The sequence below is a fragment of the uncultured Arthrobacter sp. genome (assembly GCF_964021775.1).
In the GTDB taxonomy this organism is placed as follows: Bacteria; Actinomycetota; Actinomycetes; order Actinomycetales; family Micrococcaceae; genus Arthrobacter.
The window spans coordinates 38,990-62,445 of record NZ_CAXHZI010000020.1; the positions used below are offsets into that span (position 1 = coordinate 38,990).

The following is a 23,456-nucleotide window of genomic DNA, read 5'->3' on the forward strand; positions in this document are numbered from 1 at the left end:
CCGGCACCAAATCCAGACTCTCCCCAGAGGATCTTGCCCGTATGGAGCAGGTCATAAGGTGGGTTACCGATGAAGGCCGGTTCCCTCGGGACCGCTCAGACAATGAGGCAGAACGGTCGATGGCCAGGTGGCTCACTGGCCGCCGGCGCGAAGCAACTGAAGGCGCTTTGCTCCCGGCTTACCGGGATGGCCTTGCTCATGTCCCCGGATGGGACGGCGATCCACGGGCTGCAGCGGACGAGGCAAGATGGCATGACCGGCGCGCCCAGCTAGTGGCCTTCCGAGCCGAGGGCAACGACTGGCCCCGCCATCACCATTACGCCTCCGACCGGGAACACACTCTCGGCGTGTGGATCCACGCCCAGCGGCAAAAGCACCGCCGGGGCGAGCTCGACCCCGCGATGATCAAGCTTTTGAACGACACTGTCCCCGGTTGGCAGACCGGAAGGACCCGGGGCCGCCCATCGCGGCAATAGACGCAGTTCCGCGCCGTGCCAACACACTCATCCGTGAGTGTGACGCCAGCCACTAGAATCGTTGAGGTCCGGCCTCATTTCCAGCTCGCCCCCGGACAGCTCGGCAAAACAAGAAGGGCGCGCCCGGCCAAAGCCGGACGCGCCCTCCGAGTGCGCCGAACCCGCGAGCCGGTCGGCATCCCTTGCTCTAGTCGATCAGCGCCGGCTCCTTGGCGCGCTCCGTGGACTCTTCAACGGGCGCAACCTTCCGGTTCCGCTGGTTCAGCCAGCAACCCACCGCCAGCAGCGCGACGAGCGTGAACGTGCTCAGGAGCTGGGGGCGGGAGTCCTCGCCGATGAAGCCCACCGTGAAGATCGCCGCGAGGATCACCAGGCCGAACACCGTGAGCGCCGGGAAGCCGGGCATCCGCAGGGGAAGCTCGGTGCCCGCCCGGTCGGCGCGGAGGCGCAGGGCGAGCTGGGCCAGGAGGGCGGAGGTCCACACCAGCAGGCAGGTCGAGCCCACGATGTTGAGCAGGACGGGCAGGACCATCTCCGGGAAGGCCAGCTCCAGTACCACGGTGACGATGCCGAAGGCGACGCTGGCCAGGACGGCAACCACCGGGACCCGGGCCTTGGACACCGAGGCGAGCAGGCGCGGGGCTTCGCCGCGCTCGGCGAGGGAGTACGCCATCCGGGACGCGCCGTAGAGGTTGGCGTTCAGTGCCGAGAGCAGCGCCGCGACGGCCACCAGGGTGATCGCGGTGGCAGCACCGGGCATGCCGGCGGCGTCCAACACCGCGGCGAACGGGCTCTTCAGCCCGTCCGATCCCACCGGGACCACGGCCGCGATAATGAAGATGGCGCCGATGTAGAAGACCAGGATGCGCCACAGCACGGTCCGGACAGCCTTCTTCACGCTGCGGGCAGGCTCGGCCGTCTCGGCGGCAGCCACGGACACAATCTCGGTGCCGCCGAAGGCAAAGGCCACCACGAACAGCGCCGTCGCGATCCCGGCGAAGCCGCTGGGCGCGAAGCCCTCCCCCATGAAGTTGGACAGGCCCGGCGACTGCACGCCCGGCAGCCAGCCGAAGAGCAACGCGAAGCCCACCAGCAGGAACCCGACGATCGCCGCCACCTTCAGCAGGGCGAACCAGAACTCGAACTCACCGAAGTTCTTCACGCTGGTCAGGTTCACGGCCGTGAGCACCACGATGAAGACGAAGGCCATCAGCCACACCGGCAGGGCCGGGAAGATGGTGGCCAGCAGGCCGGCCGCACCGAGCGCCTCGGCCGCGATGACCACCACCAGCTGGATCCACCACAGCCAGCCGACGGTGGCACCGGCCACCGGCCCGTAGGCCTTGGCGGTGTAGACGGAGAAGGCACCGCTGTCCGGGTTGGCGGCGGCCATCTCGCCGAGCGCCCACATCACCAGGATGATCAGGGTGCCGGCGACGAGGTAGGAGATCAGCACCGCGGGGCCGGCGGCCTGGATGCCGGCGCCGGAGCCGATGAACAGGCCCGCGCCGATCGCGCTGCCCAGGCCCATCATGGTCAGCTGCCGGGGTTTTAGGGCCGCGCCGAGCGCGCGGGCAGACATCTTTGTCTGTTGTTCCATGGGGATTCCTCTGGTTGTAGGCGGAACGGAGTTAAGGGTTGGGGTAAGTCGGTTGTCAGCCGGCGTGGGCTGCCAGGAGCCGGAGCACGCGGGCGTTGGCGGCGGGGTCGGCCACGGTGATGCGAACGCCGTCGCCCTGGTACCCGCGGACCAGGATGTCGGCGCGGTCGAACGCGTCCACCAGCGTCTCCCGGCGGGTGTCATCGGCACGGATCCACAGGAAGTTGCCCTGGCTGGGCTGCAGTTTCCAGCCCTGCGCCTCCAGCTCCGCAGCCATCCGTGTCCGCTCCTGCTTGACCGCGGCAACCCGGGATTCCATCTCGTCCCCGGCATCCAGGGACGCGATGGCCGCCTTCTGGGCCAGCGCGCTCACCGAAAAGGGCAGGGCGGTGCGGCGCAGTCCCTCGGCGATGGCCGGTGCCGCCACGGCGTAGCCCACGCGCAGGCCGGCGAGCCCGTAGGCCTTCGAGAAGGTGCGCAGGATGCAGACGTTCGGGTACCGGCGGTAGAGCGCCAGGGAATCGGGGCCGCTGCCCGCGTCGGCGTACTCCACGTACGCCTCGTCGACCACCACGAGGATGTCCGACCGCACGGACTGCAGGAAAGCCTCGATGCGCTCGTGGCTGATCGGCACGCCCGTGGGGTTGTTGGGGGTGCAGAGCAGGATCACCTTGGTACGGCCGGTGACGGCTGCTGCCATGGCCTCGAGGTCGTGGCCCTCGGCGTCGTCCAGCGGGATGCGGACCGGCCGGGCGCCGGCCAGCTCCACCAGGATGGGGTACGCCTCGAAGGAGCGCCACGCGAAGATCACTTCATCGCCGGCGTCGCACAGTCCGGTGATGATCTGTTGGAGGACCCCCACACTGCCGGGTCCCACCGCGACCTCCGCGGCGGTGACGCCCAGGTGCCGTGCGAGCCGTTCGCGGAGTTCGACGGCGGCGCTGTCCGGGTAGCGGTTCATGGTGCCGGCCGCTTCGGTCACGGCAGCGGCGGCCGCGGGCAGCGGCTCGTAGTGGCTTTCGTTGCTGGCCAGGGCGGCGGTGTCCAGGCCGGCACCCTTCCGTCCCGGGACGTAGGCCGGCAGTCCGGCCACAGCGCCGCGAAGGGCGGGAAACGCTGCGTCCGGTGCGGTGAGGAGTTGTTCAGAGGTCATGAGGTCCGATGATGATTGTGACCCGCCACACAATGCAAGATACCCTCATCCCATTGGGACTTCTGCTCAACTTCTACAGTCTGCGGTGAAAATATGACCACACCGAACCCTCGTGCCCTGGATTCCCTCGACGGCAGGATCATCCTGGCCATGGACAAGGATCCCGAAGCCAGCGCCTTGGCCCTCTCGCGGACCCTCGGCGTCGCGCGGAACACTGTCCATGCCCGGCTGGCTCGGCTCGAGCGCAGCGGCGCCCTCCGGTCCTTCAGCCGCAGGCTGGACCCCGCCGCGCTGGGTTATGAGCTCATGGCCTTCCTGTCTTTGTCCATCAGTCAGACCCGGACCGGGGCGGTGGAAGACGGGCTCGCCGCGATCCCGGAGGTCATTGAGGTGCACGCCACCACCGGGGATGCGGACCTCATGGCCAAGGTGGTGGCCCGCGGCACGGCCGACCTCTACCGCATCACCAACCAGATCCTGGAAATCGACGGCATCCAGCGGACCAGCACCGCCATTTCCGTGCTGGAACTCATGCCCCCGCGCTACGACGGCCTCCTGGCCCGGCTCTCGGAGCAGGAATCCCGCCCCGCCGACTAAGGCGCAATCACACCCGCACCACAGGTGAGCAGATTTTCACTTGGAACGGCTCATTACTGCCAAAAGTCCCAGCCAAAAGCAGCGCTCTTGCCCATTCGTGACCCAGCCCACACACTTCCTGCATGACTTATCTCACCGTCTCGGGCCGCGTGGCACAGGTTCTCAGCAGCTATCTCACCGACCTGTTTGGTGTCATGGGCAACGGAAACGTCTACTTCCTGGATGCCGCTGAGCAGCTTGGCCTCCGCTTCTCCGCCGTCCGCCATGAGGGCGCCGCCATTGCCGCAGCCGACGCGTACTACCGGACGTCGGGACGTCTCGCGGCGGGCACCACCACCTACGGCCCCGGCTACACCAACGCGCTCACCGCGCTGGCCGAAGCGGTCCAGGCGCAAATCCCCGTTGTGCTGGTCACCGGGGACGCACCGAGCACCGGCGCCCGCCCCCAGGACGTGGACCAGGCAGCAATCGCCGCGGGCCTCGGCGCGGCCACCTTCACCGTCACCCGGGACGCCGCGGGATCGATCACGCAGCAGGCGGTGGAGTACGCACTCACCAAGCGCACCGCCGTCGTGATTGCCATCCCCTGCGACCTCGCGGCACTCGAGGCGGCGGATGAAGAGCTCCCGGCGCGGTTGGCACCGGCCGTGCGCGACGACGTCGACGGCGGCGGCCACAGGGACCTTGCGCAGGTGGCCCGCCTGCTCGCCGGGGCCCAGCGGCCGCTGATCCTCGCCGGCCGCGGCGCCCATCTCGCCGGCGCCGGACCGGAGCTCCGGGAACTCGCCGACCGCCTCGGCGCACTGACCGCCGGAACCGCGCTGGCTCTCAACCTCCTCGAGGGCGACGGCTACCTCGGCGTCGCGGGCGGCTTCGGCACTGACACCGCGGCCGGGCTCATGGGCGAGGCCGACGTCGTCCTCGTCGCCGGGGCGAGTCTGAGCCCCTTCACCATGCGGTTCGGGCACCTGCTCGGCCCCGACAGCACGGTCATCCAGATCGACGCCGCCCTGCAGCCGACGCACCCCCGGGTGGACACGTTCGTCAGCGCGGACGTGAAGTCTGCAGCGGCAGGCCTCAGGACGCTGCTGGATGCCCCGGACTCGCCGGCCGCCGGCCCCGCAGGAGCCTGGCGCGCGGAGGCCCGCAAACGCCTGGCCGAGGGACCGGCCCACCACCCGGGCTCAACGGAGACGCCCGACGGCCGGCTGGACCCGCGCGCCCTCGCCAAGGCCTTGGACGCGGTGCTGCCGGAGCGCCGCACGGTGGTCCAGGACGGGGGGCACTTTGTCGGCTGGGCGCCCATGTACTGGCGCATCCCGAGGCCGCAGGATCTGGTCATGGTCGGAACCGCTTACCAGACCATTGGACTGGGCCTTGCCAGCGCCGTCGGGGCAGCCCGCGCGGTGGAGGAGGGCCGCACCCTGGTGCTGGCCTCCGGCGACGGCGGTTTCCTGATGGGCCTGTCCGACCTCGAATCGCTGATCGGCGCGGCCAGCAGCGCCGTCGTCGTGATCTACAACGACGCCGCCTACGGAGCCGAAATCCACCAGTACGGGTCCCAGGGCCTGACCGAAAAGCCCATGCTGATCCCCGAGGTGGACTTCAGCGGCGTCGCCCAGGCGCTCGGTGCCGAATCGGCGATCATCCGCTCGCTGGAAGACCTTTCCGCGCTCACGGACTGGATCGACGCCGGCGCCAGGGGAACCTTTGTGGCGGACTGCCGGATCACCGCCAGCGTCCGCGCCCCGTGGCTGAGCGAGTGGATGGCGGCCTCGCAGGCCGCGAAAAAGGCGCCGGTGGCCGGCTGACGGAATTCACAGGTCCGCGGGCTACCCTGATCCCCATGAAGGCAGCCCGGGACGCACGCTCCGCCGCCGTGGTGATCAACGCTGGATCACGCCGCGGGGCGGCGTCCGGGCAGGCCGTGGACGCGATGCGCGCGGCAGGCGTGTCCGTTACCGCCGTGCACCGTGTGCGGTCCGGGGCGGACCTGGCCGCGACGCTTGACCGGGTGCTTGCGGACGGGCATGACCTGGTTGTAGTCGGTGGCGGCGACGGGACCGTCTCCTACGCCGCCGGCCGGGTGGCCGGTACCAACGTGGTGCTCGGCGTCCTCCCACTGGGCACCGCCAACGACTTCGCCCGCACGCTGGAGATACCAAACAACCTCGCCGAGGCTTGCGCCACCGTCGCCGACGGCAAGGTGGTGGACATCGACCTCGGCCGGGCCAACGGTGAGCCGTTCCTCAACGTCGCCTCCGTAGGCCTCTCGGTGGCGGTGACCGAGGCGCTCAGCCCCCGCTTGAAGCGGCACCTCGGGCCACTGGCCTACAGCATCGCCACCCTGCGCGCTTATACCCGGCACAAGCCGTTCCGGGCCCGCCTCGAGTTCCCGGAGGGGGACCACCAGCCGCTGGAGCTCGGGGATCTGCTGCAGGTGGCGGTGGGCAACGGCCGGCACTACGGCGGCGGCAACACGGTCTCCCCCACCGCAGGGATCGATGACCACCTCCTTGATATCTACGCCATCCTGGCAGGGCCTCTGCGGGAGCACGTGAGCATCGCCCGGCTGCTCAAGGACGGCAGTTTCATCAAGCACGACCGGGTCTACCACCTGACCACCCGGCACGTGCGGGTGATCACCGAGCCGCCGCTACCGGTGAACCTCGACGGCGAGATTGCCACCGCCACTCCCACCGATTTCACGGTCCAGCGCAACGCCGTCCACGTGGTGGTGCCCAAGAGCAGCACGAGCGCCGTATTCGACGGGCCGGACGCCACACCCCCTCCTGAGGGCGTTGTTTCCTAAACGGTCACGCCTTAGCCGCCTCTCCCCTTAATGTTGGTGCAGCCAACGAAACCGTTTACGTAAACCGTTTCCGCTAGGCTTCCGTAGTCCGTTTACGCAGCACCCGCAGGCACACTCAGGGAGGAGAAACAGTGGTCACCATCCGCGATGTCGCCAAGTACGCCGACGTCTCCCCCGCCGCTCTCCCTGCTGCGGAGGAAACCGCTCTCACGCCGGACGTGCGGTGGTGGGAATCGGCGGTCATCTATCAGGTGTACCCGCGGTCCTTCGCCGACAGCGACGGCGACGGCGTGGGCGACCTCGCCGGGCTCGCCGCACGGCTGCCGTACATCGCCTCCCTGGGCGTGGACGGAGTCTGGATGACCCCGTTCCAGCCCTCCCCGCAGGTGGACCAGGGCTACGACGTGTCCGACTACTGCGGCGTGGACCCGCTGTTCGGGACTCTTGCGGAGTTCGAGTCTTTGTTGGAGCAGGCGCACTCATTGGGGCTGCGGATCCTGCTCGACGTCGTCCCCAACCACTGCTCCTCCGAGCACCCGCTGTTCCAGGCGGCGTTGGCGGCCGGGCCGGGCTCGCCGGAGCGGGAGATGTTCCACTTCGTTCAGGGTCCCGGGGGTGACGTGCCGCCGAACAACTGGCAGAGCGTCTTCGGCGGCCGCGCCTGGAGCCGGGCCAAACCCTCGTCCGGGACAGACACCGACTGGTATCTGCACCTCTTCTCCGCCGGCCAACCGGACTGGAACTGGCGCAATCCCGCCGTCGGCGACTACTTCGACGGCGTGCTGCGCTTCTGGTTCGACAAGGGCGTGGACGGGCTGCGCATCGACGTCGCCCACGCGCTGTTCAAGGCCGAGGGGCTGCCGGATTCCCCGTCCGAGGGTGGCGTGGTGGACGGGCTGCGGTCCAACCCGCAGGTCTCCGACCAGGAGGAGGTCCACGAGGTGTACCGCCGCTGGCGTGCCCTGGCCGAGCGGTACCAGCCGCACCGCCTGCTGGTGGGCGAAGTGAACCTGGAGCCGGCCCGCGCTGCCCGCTACACCAGGGCCGATGAGATGCAGCAGGCCTTCGCGTTCGCGTTCGTGAAGCTCGGCTGGGACCCGGAAGCCTGGGCCGCCGTCGGGAACGACCTCGAAGCCGCCCGCCGGGAACACGGCGCCACCCCGACGTGGGCGCTGGAGAACCACGACATCGTCCGCACCGTCACCCGGTTCGGCGGCGGCGAACTCGGTTCTCAGCGGGCGCGTGCGGCGCTGGTGGCCCTGCTGGGCCTGCCCGGTCCTGCGTACATCTACCAAGGCCAGGAGCTCGGGCTGCCCGAGGTCGATGTCCCGCTCGAGGCCCGGGTGGATCCGATGTGGGCGCGCGGCGGCGTCTGCCGCGACGGCGCCCGCGTGCCGCTGCCATGGACCGAGGATCCCGCGCTGCACCACGGCTTCACACTCGGCACCGCTGAAGGACCACCCTCCGAGCCCTGGTTGCCGCAGCCCGCCGGGTGGGGCGCCCACGGCGTCGATCTCCAAGAGCAGGACCCAGCGTCAGCGCTGAACCTCACCAAAGCTGCGCTGGCGCTGCGCCGGAAGCTCTGGCGGGACGGAGTCTTCACCGCGAACGACGGCGGCACCTGGCGTGTCGTGCCCGGGAACCTGCTGATCTGCGAGCGCAACGACCGCTTCCTGGTCGCCGTCGCCATGGGCGCCGAGCCCGTGCGGCTCCCGGACGGGACGGTGCTGCTCAGCGCCGAACCGCTGGAGCAGGACGGCTGGCTGCAGCCGAACAACGCCGCGTGGGTGCTGCGGGGCTGACGCGAGCGTGGCAAGGTGGTGCCACTGCCCGCCGCACAGGCGCCTACTATTTCCGTGAAGTCGAGCAGCGCGGCTCCTTGCCGGCCACAGTCGCCTACGCCCAGGAACTGGCATCCCAGGCCCAACGCAGCGACAACCCTGAACTCCGGTTCGCCGGACGGATGCTCCACGCCGCGCTGGATGGACTCGCCGACGTTCTTCGCGGCAAGTTCGGCCATTCAGGAACCACTTCGTCTGACGTGTTCGACAGCTACGAGCTGCACCACCGACACCTGCGGGGCAGGAAACCCGACAGTAATTAGCGTGTGGGTAGCCGCTGCTGCCAACGCCGCTGTTCTGGACGCGCTCGTTGCCCCGTCCAGGGTCGACGTCAGGCTCGGAACCGGTTCCCGCCTTGAAGGCGCGGTCCGGTTCCCTCCGGCTCCGTTGCCCGCGGTAGCGATGTTATGAGTCGTTGATCGTTGTCAGACTCCTACTATGAGCGCTGGGCGATGTTGAGGATGTTGCCCTCGCTGTCCAGGAACCACGCGCCCTTCCCCCAGGACGCCGTGGCAACCCCGTTCTCCGTCTTCAGACCGGGAAAGTCGTACTCTTCAAAGACGACGCCGCGGCCCCGCAGTTCCTCCATCTCGCGTTCCAGGTTGTCCGTTTCCCAGCCCAACTGGGTGTTCTTGGCCGTCCCCGCATTGTCCGTTTGGTAAACGAGGAAGCGGGTTCCCTGGCCGCAGCTGTACATCACGCTGCCCTCCTCCATGGATTCGGAGGGTTCGATGCCCAGCTTGTCCCGGTAGAACTCCTTCGCCCTATTGATGTCCTTCGCGGGGAGGACAGCCATGATGTTTGAATCCTTGAACATGATGATTCCCTTCAGTGCGTCGATGACCGCAGTGATGGCGTTGCTCCCCCCGGTTTCGGTCCCCGGAATCATGGTCCGGAGCCGTGACCGCCCCTCGCGCCTAGCCGGGGCAGCCACCTGGGACTCTCCGATGCCGCGCTACACCATCGCCGGCGAGAGGGGTCCCCGAAGCTTATGTGGCCATTATGGACCGATCCGGTCCCGCAGAAAATGGGTTGTCGGTATCCCCAAAGCGTTCGAGGACGGCCGGCTGCAACCACGGAACCCCGCCTGGGTGCTGCGCAGCTGACGCAGCCGTGGCAGAGTGCTGGCATGGCAGCTTTCACCCAGTCCGATGACCTCCAGGGCGCACACTTCACCGACGTGAACCTGCGGGGCGCCCGGTTCGTCCGGTCCGACCTCTCCGGCGCGGTGATGCGCGCGGTCGACGCGGCCGGGGCGGACATCGATGCCCCGTGGCTGCTCGAAGCCGGGAACACCCTGCGCATCAACGGCGTCGACGTCGTCCCCTACATCGAGGCGGAACTCAACCGCCGCTTCCCCGGCCGCGCCGAACGACACGCCGGCGACCCGGAGGGGCTACGTACCGCCTGGGCCGTGCTGGAACGGACCTGGCAGGCGACGCTCAAGCGGGTAGCGGCGATGCCGCCCGGCACGGTCGATATTTCGGTGGACGGCGAGTGGACCTTCGCCCAGACGCTGCGCCACCTGGTCATGGCCACGGACACGTGGCTGGGCCGGGGAATCCTCGAACTGGAACAGCCGTACCATCCCATCGGCCAACCCAACGCCGAGTACGAGACCGACGGATACGATCTGGCCGTCTTCTCGAACGTCGCACCGTCCTATGCCCAGGTGCTTGAGGTCCGCGCCCAGAGGGCAGCCATGGTGCGGGACTACCTCGCCACCGTCACCGAGGCGGACCTGTCCGCGGCCCGCCGGAATCCGTGGGCCCCCGACCAACCGGTGACCGTCCGCTCCTGCCTGCACACCATCCTCAACGAGGAATGGGAGCACCACCGCTACGCCGTCCGGGACCTCGACGCGATCGACGCGGGCTAACTGCTGCGGCCGGCGGGAGGGAAGGGGGTGCAAGAGGCTGTCCACGTCAGGAACGTGACAGCCTATTGTGTTCACGATGGCGGCGCGTGCCGTCGTCGTTCGGAAGCGCTCACCCCAGGTTCCCCTCGCTGGCAGCCCGAAACGGCCGCCGCGCCTACCTCTCCGAGCCGAAGCTTCGCGACAAGATATGTACATGGACGACTACGCTGTTAGCGCCGAAGTTGCTGCCGCCATTCTAGGTATGAGCGCCAAAACCCTTAGGCAGAGGCTTCGTGACGAGCGTCCTGCTGGGGCGCGACAATTCCCTCCGCAAAGGGGAGGCAACTGGTTCCTCCAGCAAAGCTACGTCGAGCAGCTGGCCCAAAACCGCGGCCGCATCCTGACCCCAAAAACGGAATCACCTGCGCGGCGCCCTTCGCCTGTAGCCCCGGAGAAGGCTGTTCCTCGGAGTCGGCAGGCTCCGTCGCCGACCCATCTCCCCCATCGCGTCTGGTCGGAATGGATCCCCTTTCAGGACGCATTGGCAGTAGCACCGCGCTTCCCTGGTGTCTATGTGTGCAGGCTCGCAAGAGAGCCTGAGCGTGGCCCCGTCTACATCGGCATGGCCGGCGAACGGAAGGGCAACGGCCTCCGCGGTCGTCTGGCCATATACGCAAGCGGCAAGGGAGCCGCATCTGGGCTTGGCGAGCACGCTTTCGACCGCGCTTTGGAGGATCCGAAGTGGCTCCAAGCTCGACTCGATGAGGCGCTTAGCGGCACCGCCATGCGCGCGACCAAGGCGGCGCGCTCAGCACTTGATAACGCTGGCCTCGAAGTCCGGTGGAAAACTGTCGAGACTCGAGTGGAGGCCTTGGAACTCGAGATGGAGCTCATACGTGAGTACCGGTCCGGACTTTGGAACCGCTGAACGACGTCTCTTAGGCCTCGGACTTGAACCTGCGCCATGCCGTCCGTGACCTGAATGCGATCTCGGCCGACTAACGGCTGGGCCGGCGGGCAGAAAAGCGTGAAAAGGGCTGTCCACCCCAGGAACGTGGGCAGCCCATGGTGTTCACGACGGCGGCTCCCGCCGCCGTCGTACGGAAGCGCTCAGCCAACGGCCACCGCGCCGATTTGCTGCATCAGCGCCAGGTTGTCCGTGGTGCCCCAATGCTCGGCCACCTTGCCGTCCTCAACCCGGATGATGTCCGTGCAGTCGAACTCGACGCTCTTGCCCGTGGCCGGGATGCCGGCCATCTCGCCGCGGTGGGTCCCGGTCAGGATCACGTGGCATGCTTCCATGTTGCCGGCGGTCATTGAGGGCTCAATCGCTTTGACCTTGATGTCCGGGAAGGCCGACCGCATGGTGTTCACGAAGAATTTCACGCCGTCCTTGCCGGACGGCTGCCCGGGAAGGCCTTCCTCGTGATCGACATAACTGTCGGTCGCCAGCTCATCAATGAGGGCAAGATTTCCGCTCTCCACGACGTCCCTGTAAAACCGCTCTATCAGTCCAATATCCTCCGACATTTCCTGCTCCTTGAAGGCGAGAGACCGAATTGGCTCCCCCAGGCATGTGGCCCGGCGTGGCCCGCCAACCCCGCCGCATCCGGGGTTCAGTTCCGGAAGCGGCCGGGCGCGCGGCACCGGGACAACCTGTGCCTAAGTAGTGGAGAAGGGGCGAATCGCCTCGTTAAGGCTGAAGCTAAACCCGGGCTTCTCGGGTGTCAAGATGCCGCCGGTTGAGGCCGCGGGTAATGTCACACCGGCCCCCTAGTCTGCCGTTAGAAGCTTGCAACGTCCGGCAGGGGATGACATGGCTGACCTGATAAACGACGACGGCGTCGCGGACTACCTGCGCCGGCTGAGCCGCTACGGCCTGCTCACCGCCGAGCAGGAAGTGGACCTCGCGCGGGAGATCGAAGCTGGCCTTTTCGCGGAACAGCTCCTGGCGGCCGGAACAAATCGGACCGGTCAAGACGAGGAAGAGCTTAGGACGATTGTCCTGCTGGGCAGGCGTGCTTTCGACGCGCTGTTCCATGCCAACCTCCGCCTCGTGGTGTCGATCGCCAAGCACTACACCCGCCGCGGCCTCGACTTCGAGGACTTGATCCAGGAGGGAAACCTGGGACTGCACAAGGCCGTCCGCACCTTCGACTTCACCTTGGGTTTCCGGTTCTCCACCCACGCCACCTGGAGCATCCGGGCCGCCATCACCCGGGCGCTGGCGTGCGAGGCAAGGCTCATCCGGTTGCCGATTAACGTCGTGGAGCAGTTGCAGAAAGTGCGGTCGGCACAACGGTCGGCCGCCATGACGGGCGCGGCTTGCCGCACCGAAGATCTCGGCCGACTGACCGGCAACGCGATCGGCAAGATTGAATGCCTGCTGGCCGTGGATCAGCCCGTCGAGTCGTTGGACACCGAGGTCTCCGACGGCCGGGGCGGAACCGAAGTCCTGGCCGAACAGTTGCTGGACTCCTCGGAGCCCGATGCGGCCGAGCCGCTCTTCCATCAACAAATGAAGGCGCGAGTGCAGGCCGCACTCGGCACACTCGAGCCACGGGAGGCCCGGGTCATTGCGCTGCGCTTCGGCCTGACAGGCGGCGGAGGCCAACGCCTGGACGCGGTCGCGAAAGCCTGCGGCCTGACCCGCGAACGCACCCGCCAAATCGAGGTCGAAGCGATGGCGAAGCTCAGGGACCCAATCCGGTCCGACCTCCTGCGGGACTATCACGGTGTTGGCTAGGGCCTTCGATCGCTTCCGCCAGCGCCTGCGGGGTGCCAGAGTTGAATGATGAATGAGGAAGCCAGTCATGAGGAAACCGGCAAAAGTGAAGCCGGCAATGCGCAGCCCGGCGGGTTGGTCCTGAACCTGGAGTGCACGCTCGACGTCAGCCCGGAAGTGGTCTTCAGGATGCTGACCGACCCGGCCGAACTGGTGACCTGGTGGGGTCCGCACGGCTTCACCATCCCGGCGGCGGACCTGAACCTGACCGTCGGCGGTCGGTACCGGTTCCGGATGACGCCACCGGACGGCGAACCGTTCCACCTCTCGGGCGAGTTCCTGGAAATCGACCCGCCGTGGCGGCTGGTTTACACCTTCCGGTGGGAGGAACCGGCACCGGATGACAGGGAAACCGTCGCCGACCTCTCGCTCCTGAGTGCCGGCGACGGCACGCGTCTGATGCTCTCGCAAGGACCGTTTCTGACGGAGGAACGGCTGGCCCTGCACCGCAACGGATGGACCGAGTCCTTCGAGAAATTGCAGGCTGTCCTGGCCAGCCGCAGCTGAGGCGCCTGCGGCCCGCGGAACAGGGTCCAGACCAGCTCAAGGCACAATGGAAGCATGCCCCTGACAACTTTTGCGCTCATCCGCCACGGCCAGACCGACTGGAACGCGCAGCGCCGCCTGCAGGGATCCACCGACATTCCACTGAACGACGTCGGCCGCAGCCAGGCGCGGGAGGCTGCCGCCGCCCTGTCCGGCGACGAGTGGGACGCGATCGTCTCCTCGCCGCTGAGCCGGGCTGCTGAGACCGCCGACCTGATCGCCGCCGGGCTGGGGCTCAGCGTGGCCCGGCACGTTCCGGAGCTCACCGAGCGCTCCTTCGGCCCGGCCGAGGGCCTGCAGGACGGTCCGGAACTGGATGCCCTGCGCATCCCCGGCGGTTTCCGCGGCGCCGAAAGCGAGGACCATGCCGCGGACCGCGGGCTGGGCGCGCTGGAGGCGCTGGCGGCGGAGTTCCGCGGCGGCCGCGTCCTGGTGGTGGCACACGGTTCGCTGCTCCGGGTGAGCCTCAGCCGCATCGCCGGCCGACCGCTGCAGCGGGTCGACAACGCCGCGCTCAACCTGGCCCACCACCACGCCGTCGACGGCTGGCGGCTGGAATACTTCAACGGCGAGCGCCTCATCGCCGACGCCCTCGCCTGACCTCCCCCGCCGTGCGCCTGCCGGCTGACCGCCGACGCCATCACCCGACCGCTCCCCGCCACGCAAATTGGCCCCCGTAACCTCCCCGCACGCCGCAACATCCCCGACGCATAACTGGTCCTATGAGTCAGCCAAAAACCAGCCATGTAACCGGCACGTTAAACCCGGTTTCGGCTCCGTAAAAGACTCCTAACCCCCGCAAATTCAAGGGTTTTCGCCCCTTCCCGGCCTCTAGCTTTGTCATTGGTTCGACCAATGAACCAATCAGCCAAGAGCCCCCAGGAGCATCCCTTGAACGTTTCCACCGCAGAAAAGCCGGCCACCGCCGGCGCCGTGCCGCCGCCCGGCACCGAGAGCGCCGCGAGCCCCGCAACCGCCCCGGCGACGAACGCCGCCCCGGCAACCCGCCGTCGTTTCCTCCCGGTCAGCGGCAAGCGCCCCGGACCCGTCGCCGTCACCCTGCTGTTCTCCCTCGGCTGGGTCTTCATGTACGCGGACCGCAACATCCTCTCCCCCGTCATGAGCGTCATCCAGGAGCAGTGGGGCCTGAACAAGGGCCAGCTCGGGCTGATGTCCACGGTCTTCTTCATCACCTACGCCCTGATGCAGATCCCCACCGGCTACCTCGCGGACCGAATCGGCCGGGTCAAGGTGGTGGTGGCCGGCTACGTGGTCTTCGGCATCGGCACCATCCTCAGCGGCTTCGCCCCCGGCTTCATGGTCTTCCTGCTGATGCGCGCCTTCACCGGCATCGGCGAGGGCACCTTCTACAGCCCGGTCTACGGCATCTCCTCCAGCTACATCTCCGACAAATGGCGCGGCGTCTCGGCGGCCCTGATCAACAGCGGCATGGCCGTCGGAATCTCGCTGGGCTTCATCGGCTCCGGCTACTTCACCTTCACCCTGGGCCTGCCGTGGCACGCCTCCTTCCTCATCTTCGGCGCCGCCACCCTGGTGGTCGCCTTCCTGATCAACTACTACCTCGCCCCGATCGACGCTGAACACAAGGCCCAGGCAGCAGCGGCCGCGGTCACCCGCGCCGAAACCGACGCCCCCGCGGCCAAGGCCGACAACAGGGCCCTCTTCACCCGCAACCACATCCTCACCTACGTGCTGATCTTTTGCTCCCTCTACGGCTTCTTCTCGATGCTGACCTGGCTGCCCACGTACCTGCAGCAGGTCCGAGGCGTCGCCCCGTCCCAGACCGGCATCATCGCCTCCCTGGTCCCGTGGGCCTCCATCCCCGGCGCCATCCTGCTGAGCATGTGGGCCCGCAGGCTCAAGAACACCCGCCCGCTGATCGTCGCGCTCGCCGTCGTGGGCGGCCTGTGCCAGATCCTCGTGCCGCTGACCGGCGACTACTCCCTGATGATCGCTGGCCTGGTGGTGTACGGCCTGGTCGGCAAGCTGGCCCTGGACCCAATCCTGATCGCCTTCCTGGCCGAGAACACCCCGCGCTCCATGTACTCCGCGGCGTACGGCTACTTCAACTTCGCCGGCATGCTCTCCTCGATCTTCGCCCCGTACATCACCGGCGCCCTCGCCGACGCCACCGGAGCCCTGGAAGCCGGCTTCTACCTCTCCGCGGTGCTGCTCCTGATCGGCGCGGTCGCGTTCTGCTTCACCCAGCCCGCCAGCGTCCCGGCCGAACCCGCCGCCGCGTCCGCTGAGCCCGCGCTCCAGCCCGCCAACTAACACCAACGAAAGGCCTTTGCCGTGGACCAGCGCACCGACCCCCGTCCCACCCTTCGACGGGCCGCCTCGATGAGCGCGGAAGTTGCCGCCTACCTCGAACGCGAGATCGCCTCCCGCGGCCTCAAGCCCGGGGACCAACTCCCGCCCGAGCGCGAACTGGCCGCGCAGCTGTCCGTCTCGCGGGCCACCGTGCGCACCGCACTCCAGGACCTGGAGTCCAAGCACCTGGTGGAACGCACCCGCGGCCGGGGCACCACCGTGGCGCAACCCCCGGCGCCGGTGAGCGAGCTGTATGCCCGCCTCGCCGGCGTTGGGCAGGCCCAGCAGGACGTGGCGGAACTGCGCGGCTCGCTCGAACCCCTGGTGGCCGAACTCGCGGCGGTGCGATCCAGCGCCGCGGACCTCATCCAGCTCCAGGACATCCTGGCCGCCTCCAGCGAACACCTCCCACCCGAGGAGGCGCTGCGCCTGGACATCCAGTTCCACACCCTGCTGGCCCAGGCCGGCCGCAACCAGCTGATGGCCAGCGTCCTGACCCTCATGAGCTCCTGGACCTCCGAGGTCCGCCTGCGCTCCCACTCCACCCAGGAGGGACGCCGCTGCTCGATCGAGGGCCACCGGCTCATCCTCGACGCCGTCCTAGCCCGGGACGCCACCGGCGCCGGCATCGCCATGCGCGACCACCTCGCCGACGTCGCCGCGCTGATCCGCGGCCACCAGCACTGACACCCACTACCCACCGGAGACCACCCGTGACCACCTCACTTTTCCAGCCCGCCCCGGCAACCCGCACCGCCTCCACCGGCAGCGCCAGCAGCGCCAGCACCGCCGGCATCCTGCAGTCCTGGGACGGCATCCCGGACGGCACCACCTACCTGCCCTCCACCAAGGAGAACGTCCTCTGGGGCGCGCTCCCCTGCGCCGGCGACCGGCCCGTCCTCAGTGTCGACCCCGGCACCGACGTCACCATCGACACCCTCAGCCACGAAGGGATCCTCGAAGACCAGGGCCGCGACCCGCTCGCCTTCTTCGGCTTCCACGGCGTCCGCGAGCACCAGGTCCTCGAGGACGCCATCGATCTCGCCGCCTCGGACGTCCAGCGCCTCCCCGCGGGCCTTGGCCCGCACGTGGTCACCGGGCCGATCGCCGTCAAAGGCGCCCGCCCCGGCGACCTGCTGAAAATCACCGTGCTGGAAACCACCCCGCGGGTGCCCTATGGCGTGATCTCCAGCCGGCACGGCCGCGGCGCGCTCAACGGCGAATTCCCGCTCGGCGCCGGCAGCTACAGCGCCTTCGCCACCGTCCGGGACACCGAGGACGGCACGCCGTCAGGCTGGCTGCCGCTGCGGCCCGGCGCGGAACCGACCGTACACTTCCCGCTCAAACCGTTCCTGGGCATCATGGGCGTCGCTGTGGACGGCGGGCAGCGGCCGCACTCCGTCCCGCCCGGCGCCCACGGCGGCAACATCGACATCAACCTGCTCACCGCCGGCAGTTCCCTCTACCTGCCGGTCCAGGTTCCCGACGCCCTGGCCAACGTGGGCGATCCCCACTTCGCCCAGGGCGACGGCGAGGTCTCGCTGACCGCCATGGAGGCCTCGCTCCGGGTCAGGCTCCGGTTCGACGTCGTGCCGCAGGACGAGGCGGTGCGGAACTTCGGCGACCTCACCGGCCCGCTGGCGCAGACCCCGGAGTTCCTGGTGCCCACCGGCATGGACGAGGATCTGGACACGGCCGTGCAGAACTGCGTCCGCGCCGCCATCGCGCTGCTCCAGGCCCGCTACGGCATGGACCCCAGCCTGGCCTACGCCTACCTCAGCGCCGCCACGGACTTCAACATCTCCCAGGTGGTCGACCTGGTCAAAGGCGTCCACGCCCGCATCCGGGTCGAGGACTTCCTCCGGTGACCGCGGCGTCGCTGCCGGCCGCGCCTGACCTATCGGTCTGGCGGGAGCTGGCCGATCCGCTGCTCCCGGCCACCGGTTCCGGCTCCTTGAACGGGTTGCGAGTGGCGGTCAAGGACCTGCTCGCGCTGGAGGGCTTCGCGGTGGGCGCCGGAAACCCGGACTGGCTGGCCGGCGCCACGCGTGAGACGACGACGGCGGCTGCCCCGGCCGCGCTGCTGGCCGCCGGCGCCGCGGTGGCCGGGATCGCCCGGACCGACGAGTTCGCCTACAGCCTGGCCGGGACAAACGCGCACTATGGCACCCCGCCGAATCCGAAGGCGCCGGGCCGGATCAGCGGCGGCTCCTCCTCCGGCTCGGCGAGCGCCGTCGCGCTGGGCCAGGCCGACGTCGGGCTGGGCACCGACACCGGCGGCTCCATCCGCGTCCCCGCCGCCTATCAGGGCCTCTACGGCATCCGCACCAGCCACGGCGCCGTATCCACTGACGGGCTGCTGCCACTGGCGGCGTCCTTCGACACGGTCGGTTGGATGACCCGCGACGCCAGGACGCTGTCCGCCGTCGGCGACGTGCTGCTGCCGCGGGCCGCTCCTTCCGGCCCGTCCGGGCCGCCGGCCGGGGCGGAGCCCGGGGCGCGGTTTGCGCCGGCGCTGCTGGCCCTCGCGGAGCCCGACGTCGGCCGCGCCGTCCGGGAGTTCCTCGACGGTTGGGCCGGGCCCGCCGGTGTGCCGGGCCTGGTCGCCACGGATTTCCCTGTCGATGAGCTGCCGCGCTGGCTCGCAGCGTTCCAGACGGTGCAGGGCTTCGAGGCGTGGGAGCAGCACGGCGGTTGGATCAGCCGGCACTGGGAATCGCTGGGGACCGACGTGGCCGCCCGGTTCAGGACGGCCTCGCTCATCCTCCCGGACCAGGCCGACTCCGCCCGGGACGTGCTCCGGGCCGCCCGGCAGCAGCTCCGCACCCTGGTGGGCGGCGGGATCTTGGTGCTGCCCTCGGCTTCGTCCGTAGCGCCGCTGGTGAAGGGCGCCGGACCGGGCGGCGCGGCGATCGAAGCCGTGCGCCGCGCCACCATGCAGCTGACCTGTATCGCGGGCATTGCCGGGCTCCCGGCGGTCAACATCCCGCTGACCACCTCCGCCGGGCTGCCCTGCGGCGTGAGTATTGTGGGTCCGGTACACCGCGACGCCGACCTCCTCTGCCTGGCCTGCCAGCTCAGCACGCCACCGACGACGGCCCGGCCCCAGCAACGAAAGATGATCCATGCTTAAACGTTTGAAGTCCGCCGACCAGGCCCGGCTGCACCTGATCCTGATGCTCGTGCTGACCTTCTCCACCGGCGTCATCGACGCCGTGGGCTACCTCGGCCTGGACCGGGTCTTCACCGGCAACATGACCGGCAACGTCGTGATTCTGGGCATGGCGCTGATCGGCGCGGACAATCTGCCGGTGGTGGGCCCCTTGATCGCGCTGGCCTGCTTTATGCTCGGCGCCGTGGTGGCCGGCCGCGTCCTCCGGCCCGAAGCCGCGGGCTGGAGCCGCCGGACCACGGCCCTGCTCACCGCCGTCGGGCTCACCATGGCCGCGGTCGCCGTCGTCCTGTTCTTCCACGCCCCGCACGCCGGCGACCCCGTCACCCTGGCGATCACCGGCGCGCTCGCCGTCGCGATGGGAATCCAGGCGGCCACGGCCCGGCACCTGGCCGTCAAGGACGTCACCACCGTGGTGGTCACCTCGACGCTGACCGGACTGGCCGCGGATTCCCGGCGGGGCGGCGGATCCGGCACCCACACCGGCCGCCGGCTGGGCGCCGTCGTGCTGATCCTGGCCGGCGCCACCGTGGGCGCGGTCCTGCTGCACGTGCACCCGGGACTCGGGGTGCTGCTGACCGCGCTGCTCAGCCTCATCGTCGCGGTGGCCGGCGGCATCGCGCGGAACAGGGCCGACGCCGGGGCCGCCGGCTCCGCAGCGCCTGCGGAGTCGGTGGCAGCCGGCCGCTAGACCCGGAGCCGGGTTGGGCCCGTCTGGTTGCGGGGTCGGCCCCCTAGACCGACGAACGCTCCCCCACCAGCGGCGCGAAGAAGGCGGCGAGCTCCGCCGTCGCTGTCAGGGGCAGGACGGTGGCCACGTACTGGTCCGGCCGGACCACCACCACGACGCCGCCGCGGTCCAGGCCGCGCTGCTCGAAGATGTCCGCCCGCGGATCCGCGGCGTAGACCTTCTCGAGGTAGTTCAGCTGGAACGGCCCCACCTGCGGCTTGAACACTGCCGGCACGGCACCGATGTCGACGCTGGTGTGCTCCTGCTGGTAGATGACCTTGACGTCAAACCATGCGTCACGGTCCAAACCCTCGGGGGTGGCGGCGAGCGGCGAGTCCGGCGCGTCCGCCAGCCAGGCCGCCAGGTCCGTGGTGGGCGACGGGGCACCGGGCAGGGACGGGTCCGCGAAGACGTAGATCCGCCACCGTCCATCAGCGGTGGCCTGGTGGCCCAGGTGCAGCGGATTGGTGTCGCAGACCCGCACCACGGGCGCGGACTTGAAGCGCTTGCCGATGGGGAAGCCGGTGGCCAGCTCCTGGTGCGTGGCCTCGCCGATCAACATCGACGGGGTGTACTGGGTCATGAAGCCGGCCGGGAACTCCGCGGTGCTGACGTAGAAATCCTCCAGCTGGGAGGGGCTGTCGAACTCCTCCGGCTTCTTGGCCATCAGCGTCGACCATTCCTTGTCGAAGTCGATGAGGTTCTTCGCGACCACCTGGCGTTCAGCCGAGTACGTGGCCAGCAGGCTCTCCGGGCTGCGGCCTTCCAGCACGTGCCCCAGCTTCCAGCCCAGGTTAAAGCCGTCCTGCATGGAGACGTTCATGCCCTGGCCGGCCTTGGCGCTGTGGGTGTGGCAGGCGTCGCCGGTGATGAACACGCGCGGCGTGCGGGTGCCGAGCTCCTCCGGTAGGACGTCGTCGAACCGGTCGGTGAGACGGTGGCCCACCTCGTAGACGCTGTGCCAGGCGACGTTGCGCACGTCGAGCGTGTAGGGGTGGATGATGGCGTTGGCCTTGGCGATGATCTGCTCGATGCTGGTGCTCCGCACCGCGCCGGCGTCGCCCTCCGGAACCACCCCGAGGTCCACGTACATGCGGAAGAGGTGGCCGCCCTCGCGCGGGATCAGCAGGATGCTGCCGCCGGCGCCCGAGGTGATGGCGCACTTGGTGCGGATGTCCGGGAAGTCGGTGTTGGCGAGCACGTCCATCACGCCCCAGGCATGGTTGGCCTTGTCGCCGGCCATGGTGCAGCCGATCGCGTCCCGCACCTTGCTCCGGGCACCGTCCGCGCCCACGACGTATTTGGCCCGGACGGTCCGCTCCCGGCCGGCGTCGGGTCCGGAGGTGTGCGCGAGCGTCACGGTGACGGGGTACTCCCCCTCGCCGACCTCCAGCCCGTGGAATTCGTAGCCGTAGTCCGGTTTCATCCGGGTGGGCGCGTTGGCCATAACTTCGGCGAAGTAGTCCAGGACGCGGGCCTGGTTGACGATCAGGTGCGGGAACTCGCTGATCCCCGCCGGATCATCCAGGGTGCGGGCGGCGCGGACAATGCGGGACGGATCCGCGGGGTCCGGCTTCCAGAACGCCATCTCGGTGATCCGGTACGCCTCGGCGATGATCCGCTCGGCGAAGCCGAAGGCCTGGAACGTTTCGACGCTCCGGGCCTGGATGCCGTCCGCCTGGCCGATGGCGAGCCGGCCCGGCCGGCGCTCCACAATCCGCGTCGTGATGTCGGGGAACTGGGAGAGCTGGGCGGCGGCGACCATGCCCGCGGGCCCGGTGCCCACAATCAGCACGTCGACGACGTCGGGAAGTTCTGCCGGGCGGTCGACGCCGACGCCGGCGGCCGGCTGGACCCGCGGGTCCCCGGATACATAGCCGTGGTGGTGAAAGTGCACGGGATTTCCTTACGTCGTTGTAGGGCTGGCTGGCGCCATCAAGATTGGGTTGTTCGATAATAGAACTAGCTGTTCTAATATCGAACCGCTGAGTTGACTATAGGCGCCCCGAAGGCACGCAGGCAAATATTTTGTGGCTCCGCTCACACATTTCCCCCGCGGCGCGCGGGCGTCAGGGCGCCGCGGCCGCCGCCGGCGGTGCCCGCCCCAGCCGGACTAGGCCGGCCGCCGCTCCCGCCAGAGCAGCGACACGACAAAGACCACCGCGCCCAGGCCGAGCATGACAAAGACCATCAGCCCCCAGTTCGCCTGGGTGACGCCGGTGCCGTAGAAGATGCCGATCAGCACGGTGGCGGTGATGGCGCCGAGGTAGCGGCAGGTCTGGTAGATCCCGGCGGCCACGCCGCGCTCCTCCAGCCGGGTGGAGAGGTACATGCCCTGGCTCGACGCGATGCTGACCACGCAGTACGGCACCCCCAATAGCGCCGTCATCGCCAGCACGAGCGGCGCGGCGAGGGACGCGGTCAGCAGCCACATGGTGCCGGACGCGGCGATCAGCAGTACGACGCCGGCGATCAGCACCCGCCGTACGCCGAACCTGTCGATGGCGCGGACCGCGAAGGGCGTTCCGACCACCGAGATGGCGGCGAGCGGCAGCATCAGCAGGCCCACGATCCCCGGGTCGTAGCCGCCGGCGGTCTGCAGCAGCTGCGGGAGGCCGAAGAACGCGAAGTAGTAGACGCCGTTGAACAGCGCGAAGCCCAGGTAGACCAGCAACAGCGGCCGGTTGCGGCCCAGCAGCCGCAGGTCCAGGAAGGGCGGGCTGAAGCGCAGTTCCCGCACGGTGAACAGCACCGCGAGCAGCAGTCCGCCGCCCAGCAGCCACCACCGGTAGTCGGGCAACACATTGAGCAGCGCCATCATCACCAGCACCAGCGCCCCGATGAATGCGCCGATGCCGGGCAGGTCCGAGTCGCGGAGCAGTTCCGACACCCGGCCGCGTTCCCGCTCGCGGTCCGCCGGGGCAAACCGGCGGACCACCAGGATCGCCGCCAGGGCCAGGGGCACGTTGACCAGGAACAGCGCCTGCCAGCCCACCAGGCTTACCAGCAGTCCGCCCACCACCGGCCCGACGGCGGCGGCCGAGGTGTTCGCCATCTGGATCCGGCCCAGCGGCCGGGTGGATTTCACGTTGGCCTGCCGCGCCAGCGCCGCGACCATCACGACGGCGCTGGGATACGCCGTCGCGGTTCCAAGTGCCATAAACGCTCGCGCGACGCAGAGCAGCGCGAAGTTCGGCGCGAAGGGGGCCAGCGCGCAGGTCACGGCCACCAGTGCCATGCCCAGCAGGAACAGCCGGCGCGGGCCGAACCGGTCCGCGAGCCGTCCCATCAGCGGCTGGCCGGCCGCCGAGGTGAGGTAGAAGGAGGTGACCACCCAGGTGACCGTGGCAACGTCGAGCGCGAAATCCGCGCGCAGCACCACCAACGCGACGGCGATCATCGAGGAGTTCAGCGGGTTCAGCGCCGTGCCGAGGCTGAGTCCTGCGATGGCGATGCCGGTGCGGGGAGAGTTGCTCACGGCAACAGTCTGTCCTACGGGGCGGGTCGAATCGAACCCGCTCGCCGTCGCGGACAAGTTGGGCCGTCACAGAA

The 23,456-nt window shown here is 69.0% G+C and carries 21 protein-coding genes; 15 read left to right on the forward strand and 6 right to left on the reverse strand.

Annotated features, from left to right (window positions below):
• The first annotated feature begins 119 nt into the window (after positions 1-119).
• Entirely contained in the window at positions 120-476 is a 357-nt protein-coding gene (locus ABIN76_RS14395; RefSeq protein WP_346960391.1) for a helicase associated domain-containing protein, read from the forward strand.
• Positions 477-663: 187 nt separating this feature from the next.
• Here the strand turns inward: ABIN76_RS14395 and ABIN76_RS14400 are convergent, their stop codons facing one another.
• Positions 664-2,076, reverse strand: coding sequence for an amino acid permease (locus ABIN76_RS14400; RefSeq protein WP_346960362.1), 1,413 nt, complete (start codon positions 2,074-2,076; stop codon positions 664-666).
• A gap of 55 nt (positions 2,077-2,131) precedes the next feature.
• The gene (gene hisC, locus ABIN76_RS14405) at positions 2,132-3,229 is read right to left on the reverse strand and encodes a histidinol-phosphate transaminase (protein ID WP_346960363.1); all 1,098 of its coding nucleotides are present in this window, start codon (positions 3,227-3,229) and stop codon (positions 2,132-2,134) included.
• 93 nt (positions 3,230-3,322) lie between these two features.
• On the opposite strand from hisC, the gene ABIN76_RS14410 reads away from it, so the two are divergent.
• The 5 genes from ABIN76_RS14410 (at position 3,323) to ABIN76_RS14430 (ending at position 8,742) form a co-directional block, all read left to right on the forward strand.
• The gene (locus tag ABIN76_RS14410; protein WP_346960364.1) at positions 3,323-3,826 is read left to right on the forward strand and encodes an Lrp/AsnC family transcriptional regulator; all 504 of its coding nucleotides are present in this window, start codon (positions 3,323-3,325) and stop codon (positions 3,824-3,826) included.
• 122 nt (positions 3,827-3,948) lie between these two features.
• Positions 3,949-5,637: a thiamine pyrophosphate-binding protein gene (locus ABIN76_RS14415; protein WP_346960365.1), complete on the forward strand. Its 1,689-nt coding sequence runs from the start codon at positions 3,949-3,951 to the stop codon at positions 5,635-5,637.
• Positions 5,638-5,672: 35 nt separating this feature from the next.
• Positions 5,673-6,638, forward strand: coding sequence for a lipid kinase (locus ABIN76_RS14420; protein WP_346960366.1), 966 nt, complete (start codon positions 5,673-5,675; stop codon positions 6,636-6,638).
• Positions 6,639-6,769: 131 nt separating this feature from the next.
• Positions 6,770-8,440, forward strand: coding sequence for an alpha-amylase family glycosyl hydrolase (locus ABIN76_RS14425; protein ID WP_346960367.1), 1,671 nt, complete (start codon positions 6,770-6,772; stop codon positions 8,438-8,440).
• 77 nt (positions 8,441-8,517) lie between these two features.
• Complete coding sequence (locus tag ABIN76_RS14430; protein WP_346960368.1) at positions 8,518-8,742, forward strand: hypothetical protein; 225 nt, start codon at positions 8,518-8,520, stop codon at positions 8,740-8,742.
• 173 nt (positions 8,743-8,915) lie between these two features.
• On the opposite strand, the gene ABIN76_RS14435 is transcribed toward ABIN76_RS14430, so the two are convergent.
• Positions 8,916-9,296: a VOC family protein gene (locus tag ABIN76_RS14435; protein WP_346960392.1), complete on the reverse strand. Its 381-nt coding sequence runs from the start codon at positions 9,294-9,296 to the stop codon at positions 8,916-8,918.
• 312 nt (positions 9,297-9,608) lie between these two features.
• On the opposite strand from ABIN76_RS14435, the gene ABIN76_RS14440 reads away from it, so the two are divergent.
• Positions 9,609-10,358 (forward strand): DinB family protein, encoded by a 750-nt coding sequence (locus ABIN76_RS14440; RefSeq protein ID WP_346960369.1) that lies wholly within the window; start codon positions 9,609-9,611, stop codon positions 10,356-10,358.
• A gap of 1,089 nt (positions 10,359-11,447) precedes the next feature.
• Here ABIN76_RS14440 and ABIN76_RS14445 read toward each other — a convergent pair.
• Entirely contained in the window at positions 11,448-11,867 is a 420-nt protein-coding gene (locus tag ABIN76_RS14445) for an ester cyclase (protein ID WP_346960370.1), read from the reverse strand.
• Between the two features lie 286 nt (positions 11,868-12,153).
• On the opposite strand from ABIN76_RS14445, the gene ABIN76_RS14450 reads away from it, so the two are divergent.
• The 8 genes from ABIN76_RS14450 to ABIN76_RS14485 all read left to right on the forward strand — a co-directional run bounded on the left by ABIN76_RS14450 (position 12,154) and on the right by ABIN76_RS14485 (position 19,865).
• The gene (locus ABIN76_RS14450; protein ID WP_346960371.1) at positions 12,154-13,083 is read left to right on the forward strand and encodes a sigma-70 family RNA polymerase sigma factor; all 930 of its coding nucleotides are present in this window, start codon (positions 12,154-12,156) and stop codon (positions 13,081-13,083) included.
• 48 nt (positions 13,084-13,131) lie between these two features.
• Positions 13,132-13,629: an SRPBCC domain-containing protein gene (locus ABIN76_RS14455; RefSeq protein WP_346960372.1), complete on the forward strand. Its 498-nt coding sequence runs from the start codon at positions 13,132-13,134 to the stop codon at positions 13,627-13,629.
• Positions 13,630-13,683: 54 nt separating this feature from the next.
• Positions 13,684-14,268, forward strand: coding sequence for a histidine phosphatase family protein (locus ABIN76_RS14460; RefSeq protein ID WP_346960373.1), 585 nt, complete (start codon positions 13,684-13,686; stop codon positions 14,266-14,268).
• Between the two features lie 291 nt (positions 14,269-14,559).
• Positions 14,560-15,963, forward strand: coding sequence for an MFS transporter (locus ABIN76_RS14465; protein WP_346960374.1), 1,404 nt, complete (start codon positions 14,560-14,562; stop codon positions 15,961-15,963).
• Positions 15,964-15,984: 21 nt separating this feature from the next.
• Positions 15,985-16,689 carry an FCD domain-containing protein gene (locus tag ABIN76_RS14470; RefSeq protein ID WP_346960375.1) on the forward strand — a complete coding sequence of 235 codons (705 nt, stop codon included), beginning with the start codon at positions 15,985-15,987 and terminating at the stop codon, positions 16,687-16,689.
• 107 nt (positions 16,690-16,796) lie between these two features.
• On the forward strand, positions 16,797-17,870 hold the full coding sequence (locus ABIN76_RS14475; RefSeq protein WP_346960393.1) for an acetamidase/formamidase family protein: 1,074 nt from the start codon (positions 16,797-16,799) through the stop codon (positions 17,868-17,870).
• Positions 17,867-19,135: an amidase family protein gene (locus tag ABIN76_RS14480; RefSeq protein ID WP_346960376.1), complete on the forward strand. Its 1,269-nt coding sequence runs from the start codon at positions 17,867-17,869 to the stop codon at positions 19,133-19,135. Before ABIN76_RS14475 ends, ABIN76_RS14480 begins: the two co-directional genes overlap by 4 nt.
• Positions 19,128-19,865, forward strand: coding sequence for a YoaK family protein (locus tag ABIN76_RS14485; RefSeq protein WP_346960377.1), 738 nt, complete (start codon positions 19,128-19,130; stop codon positions 19,863-19,865). The genes ABIN76_RS14480 and ABIN76_RS14485 overlap by 8 nt, the downstream gene beginning before the upstream one ends.
• A gap of 43 nt (positions 19,866-19,908) precedes the next feature.
• On the opposite strand, the gene ABIN76_RS14490 is transcribed toward ABIN76_RS14485, so the two are convergent.
• Both ABIN76_RS14490 and ABIN76_RS14495 read right to left on the reverse strand, forming a co-directional pair.
• The gene (locus ABIN76_RS14490; protein ID WP_346960378.1) at positions 19,909-21,801 is read right to left on the reverse strand and encodes an FAD-binding monooxygenase; all 1,893 of its coding nucleotides are present in this window, start codon (positions 21,799-21,801) and stop codon (positions 19,909-19,911) included.
• 216 nt (positions 21,802-22,017) lie between these two features.
• Positions 22,018-23,382: an MFS transporter gene (locus tag ABIN76_RS14495; protein ID WP_346960379.1), complete on the reverse strand. Its 1,365-nt coding sequence runs from the start codon at positions 23,380-23,382 to the stop codon at positions 22,018-22,020.
• Positions 23,383-23,456 lie beyond the last annotated feature (74 nt).

Bases quoted from the DNA above. Each gene is read 5' to 3' on its own strand.
- ABIN76_RS14395 (WP_346960391.1), top strand. From the start codon at position 120: ATGGCCAGGTGGCTCACTGGCCGCCGGCGCGAAGCAACTGAAGGCGCT.
- ABIN76_RS14400 (WP_346960362.1), bottom strand. From the start codon at position 2,076: ATGGAACAACAGACAAAGATGTCTGCCCGCGCGCTCGGCGCGGCCCTA.
- hisC (WP_346960363.1), bottom strand. From the start codon at position 3,229: ATGACCTCTGAACAACTCCTCACCGCACCGGACGCAGCGTTTCCCGCC.
- ABIN76_RS14410 (WP_346960364.1), top strand. From the start codon at position 3,323: ATGACCACACCGAACCCTCGTGCCCTGGATTCCCTCGACGGCAGGATC.
- ABIN76_RS14415 (WP_346960365.1), top strand. From the start codon at position 3,949: ATGACTTATCTCACCGTCTCGGGCCGCGTGGCACAGGTTCTCAGCAGC.
- ABIN76_RS14420 (WP_346960366.1), top strand. From the start codon at position 5,673: ATGAAGGCAGCCCGGGACGCACGCTCCGCCGCCGTGGTGATCAACGCT.
- ABIN76_RS14435 (WP_346960392.1), bottom strand. From the start codon at position 9,296: ATGTTCAAGGATTCAAACATCATGGCTGTCCTCCCCGCGAAGGACATC.
- ABIN76_RS14440 (WP_346960369.1), top strand. From the start codon at position 9,609: ATGGCAGCTTTCACCCAGTCCGATGACCTCCAGGGCGCACACTTCACC.
- ABIN76_RS14445 (WP_346960370.1), bottom strand. From the start codon at position 11,867: ATGTCGGAGGATATTGGACTGATAGAGCGGTTTTACAGGGACGTCGTG.
- ABIN76_RS14450 (WP_346960371.1), top strand. From the start codon at position 12,154: ATGGCTGACCTGATAAACGACGACGGCGTCGCGGACTACCTGCGCCGG.
- ABIN76_RS14455 (WP_346960372.1), top strand. From the start codon at position 13,132: ATGAATGAGGAAGCCAGTCATGAGGAAACCGGCAAAAGTGAAGCCGGC.
- ABIN76_RS14460 (WP_346960373.1), top strand. From the start codon at position 13,684: ATGCCCCTGACAACTTTTGCGCTCATCCGCCACGGCCAGACCGACTGG.
- ABIN76_RS14485 (WP_346960377.1), top strand. From the start codon at position 19,128: ATGCTTAAACGTTTGAAGTCCGCCGACCAGGCCCGGCTGCACCTGATC.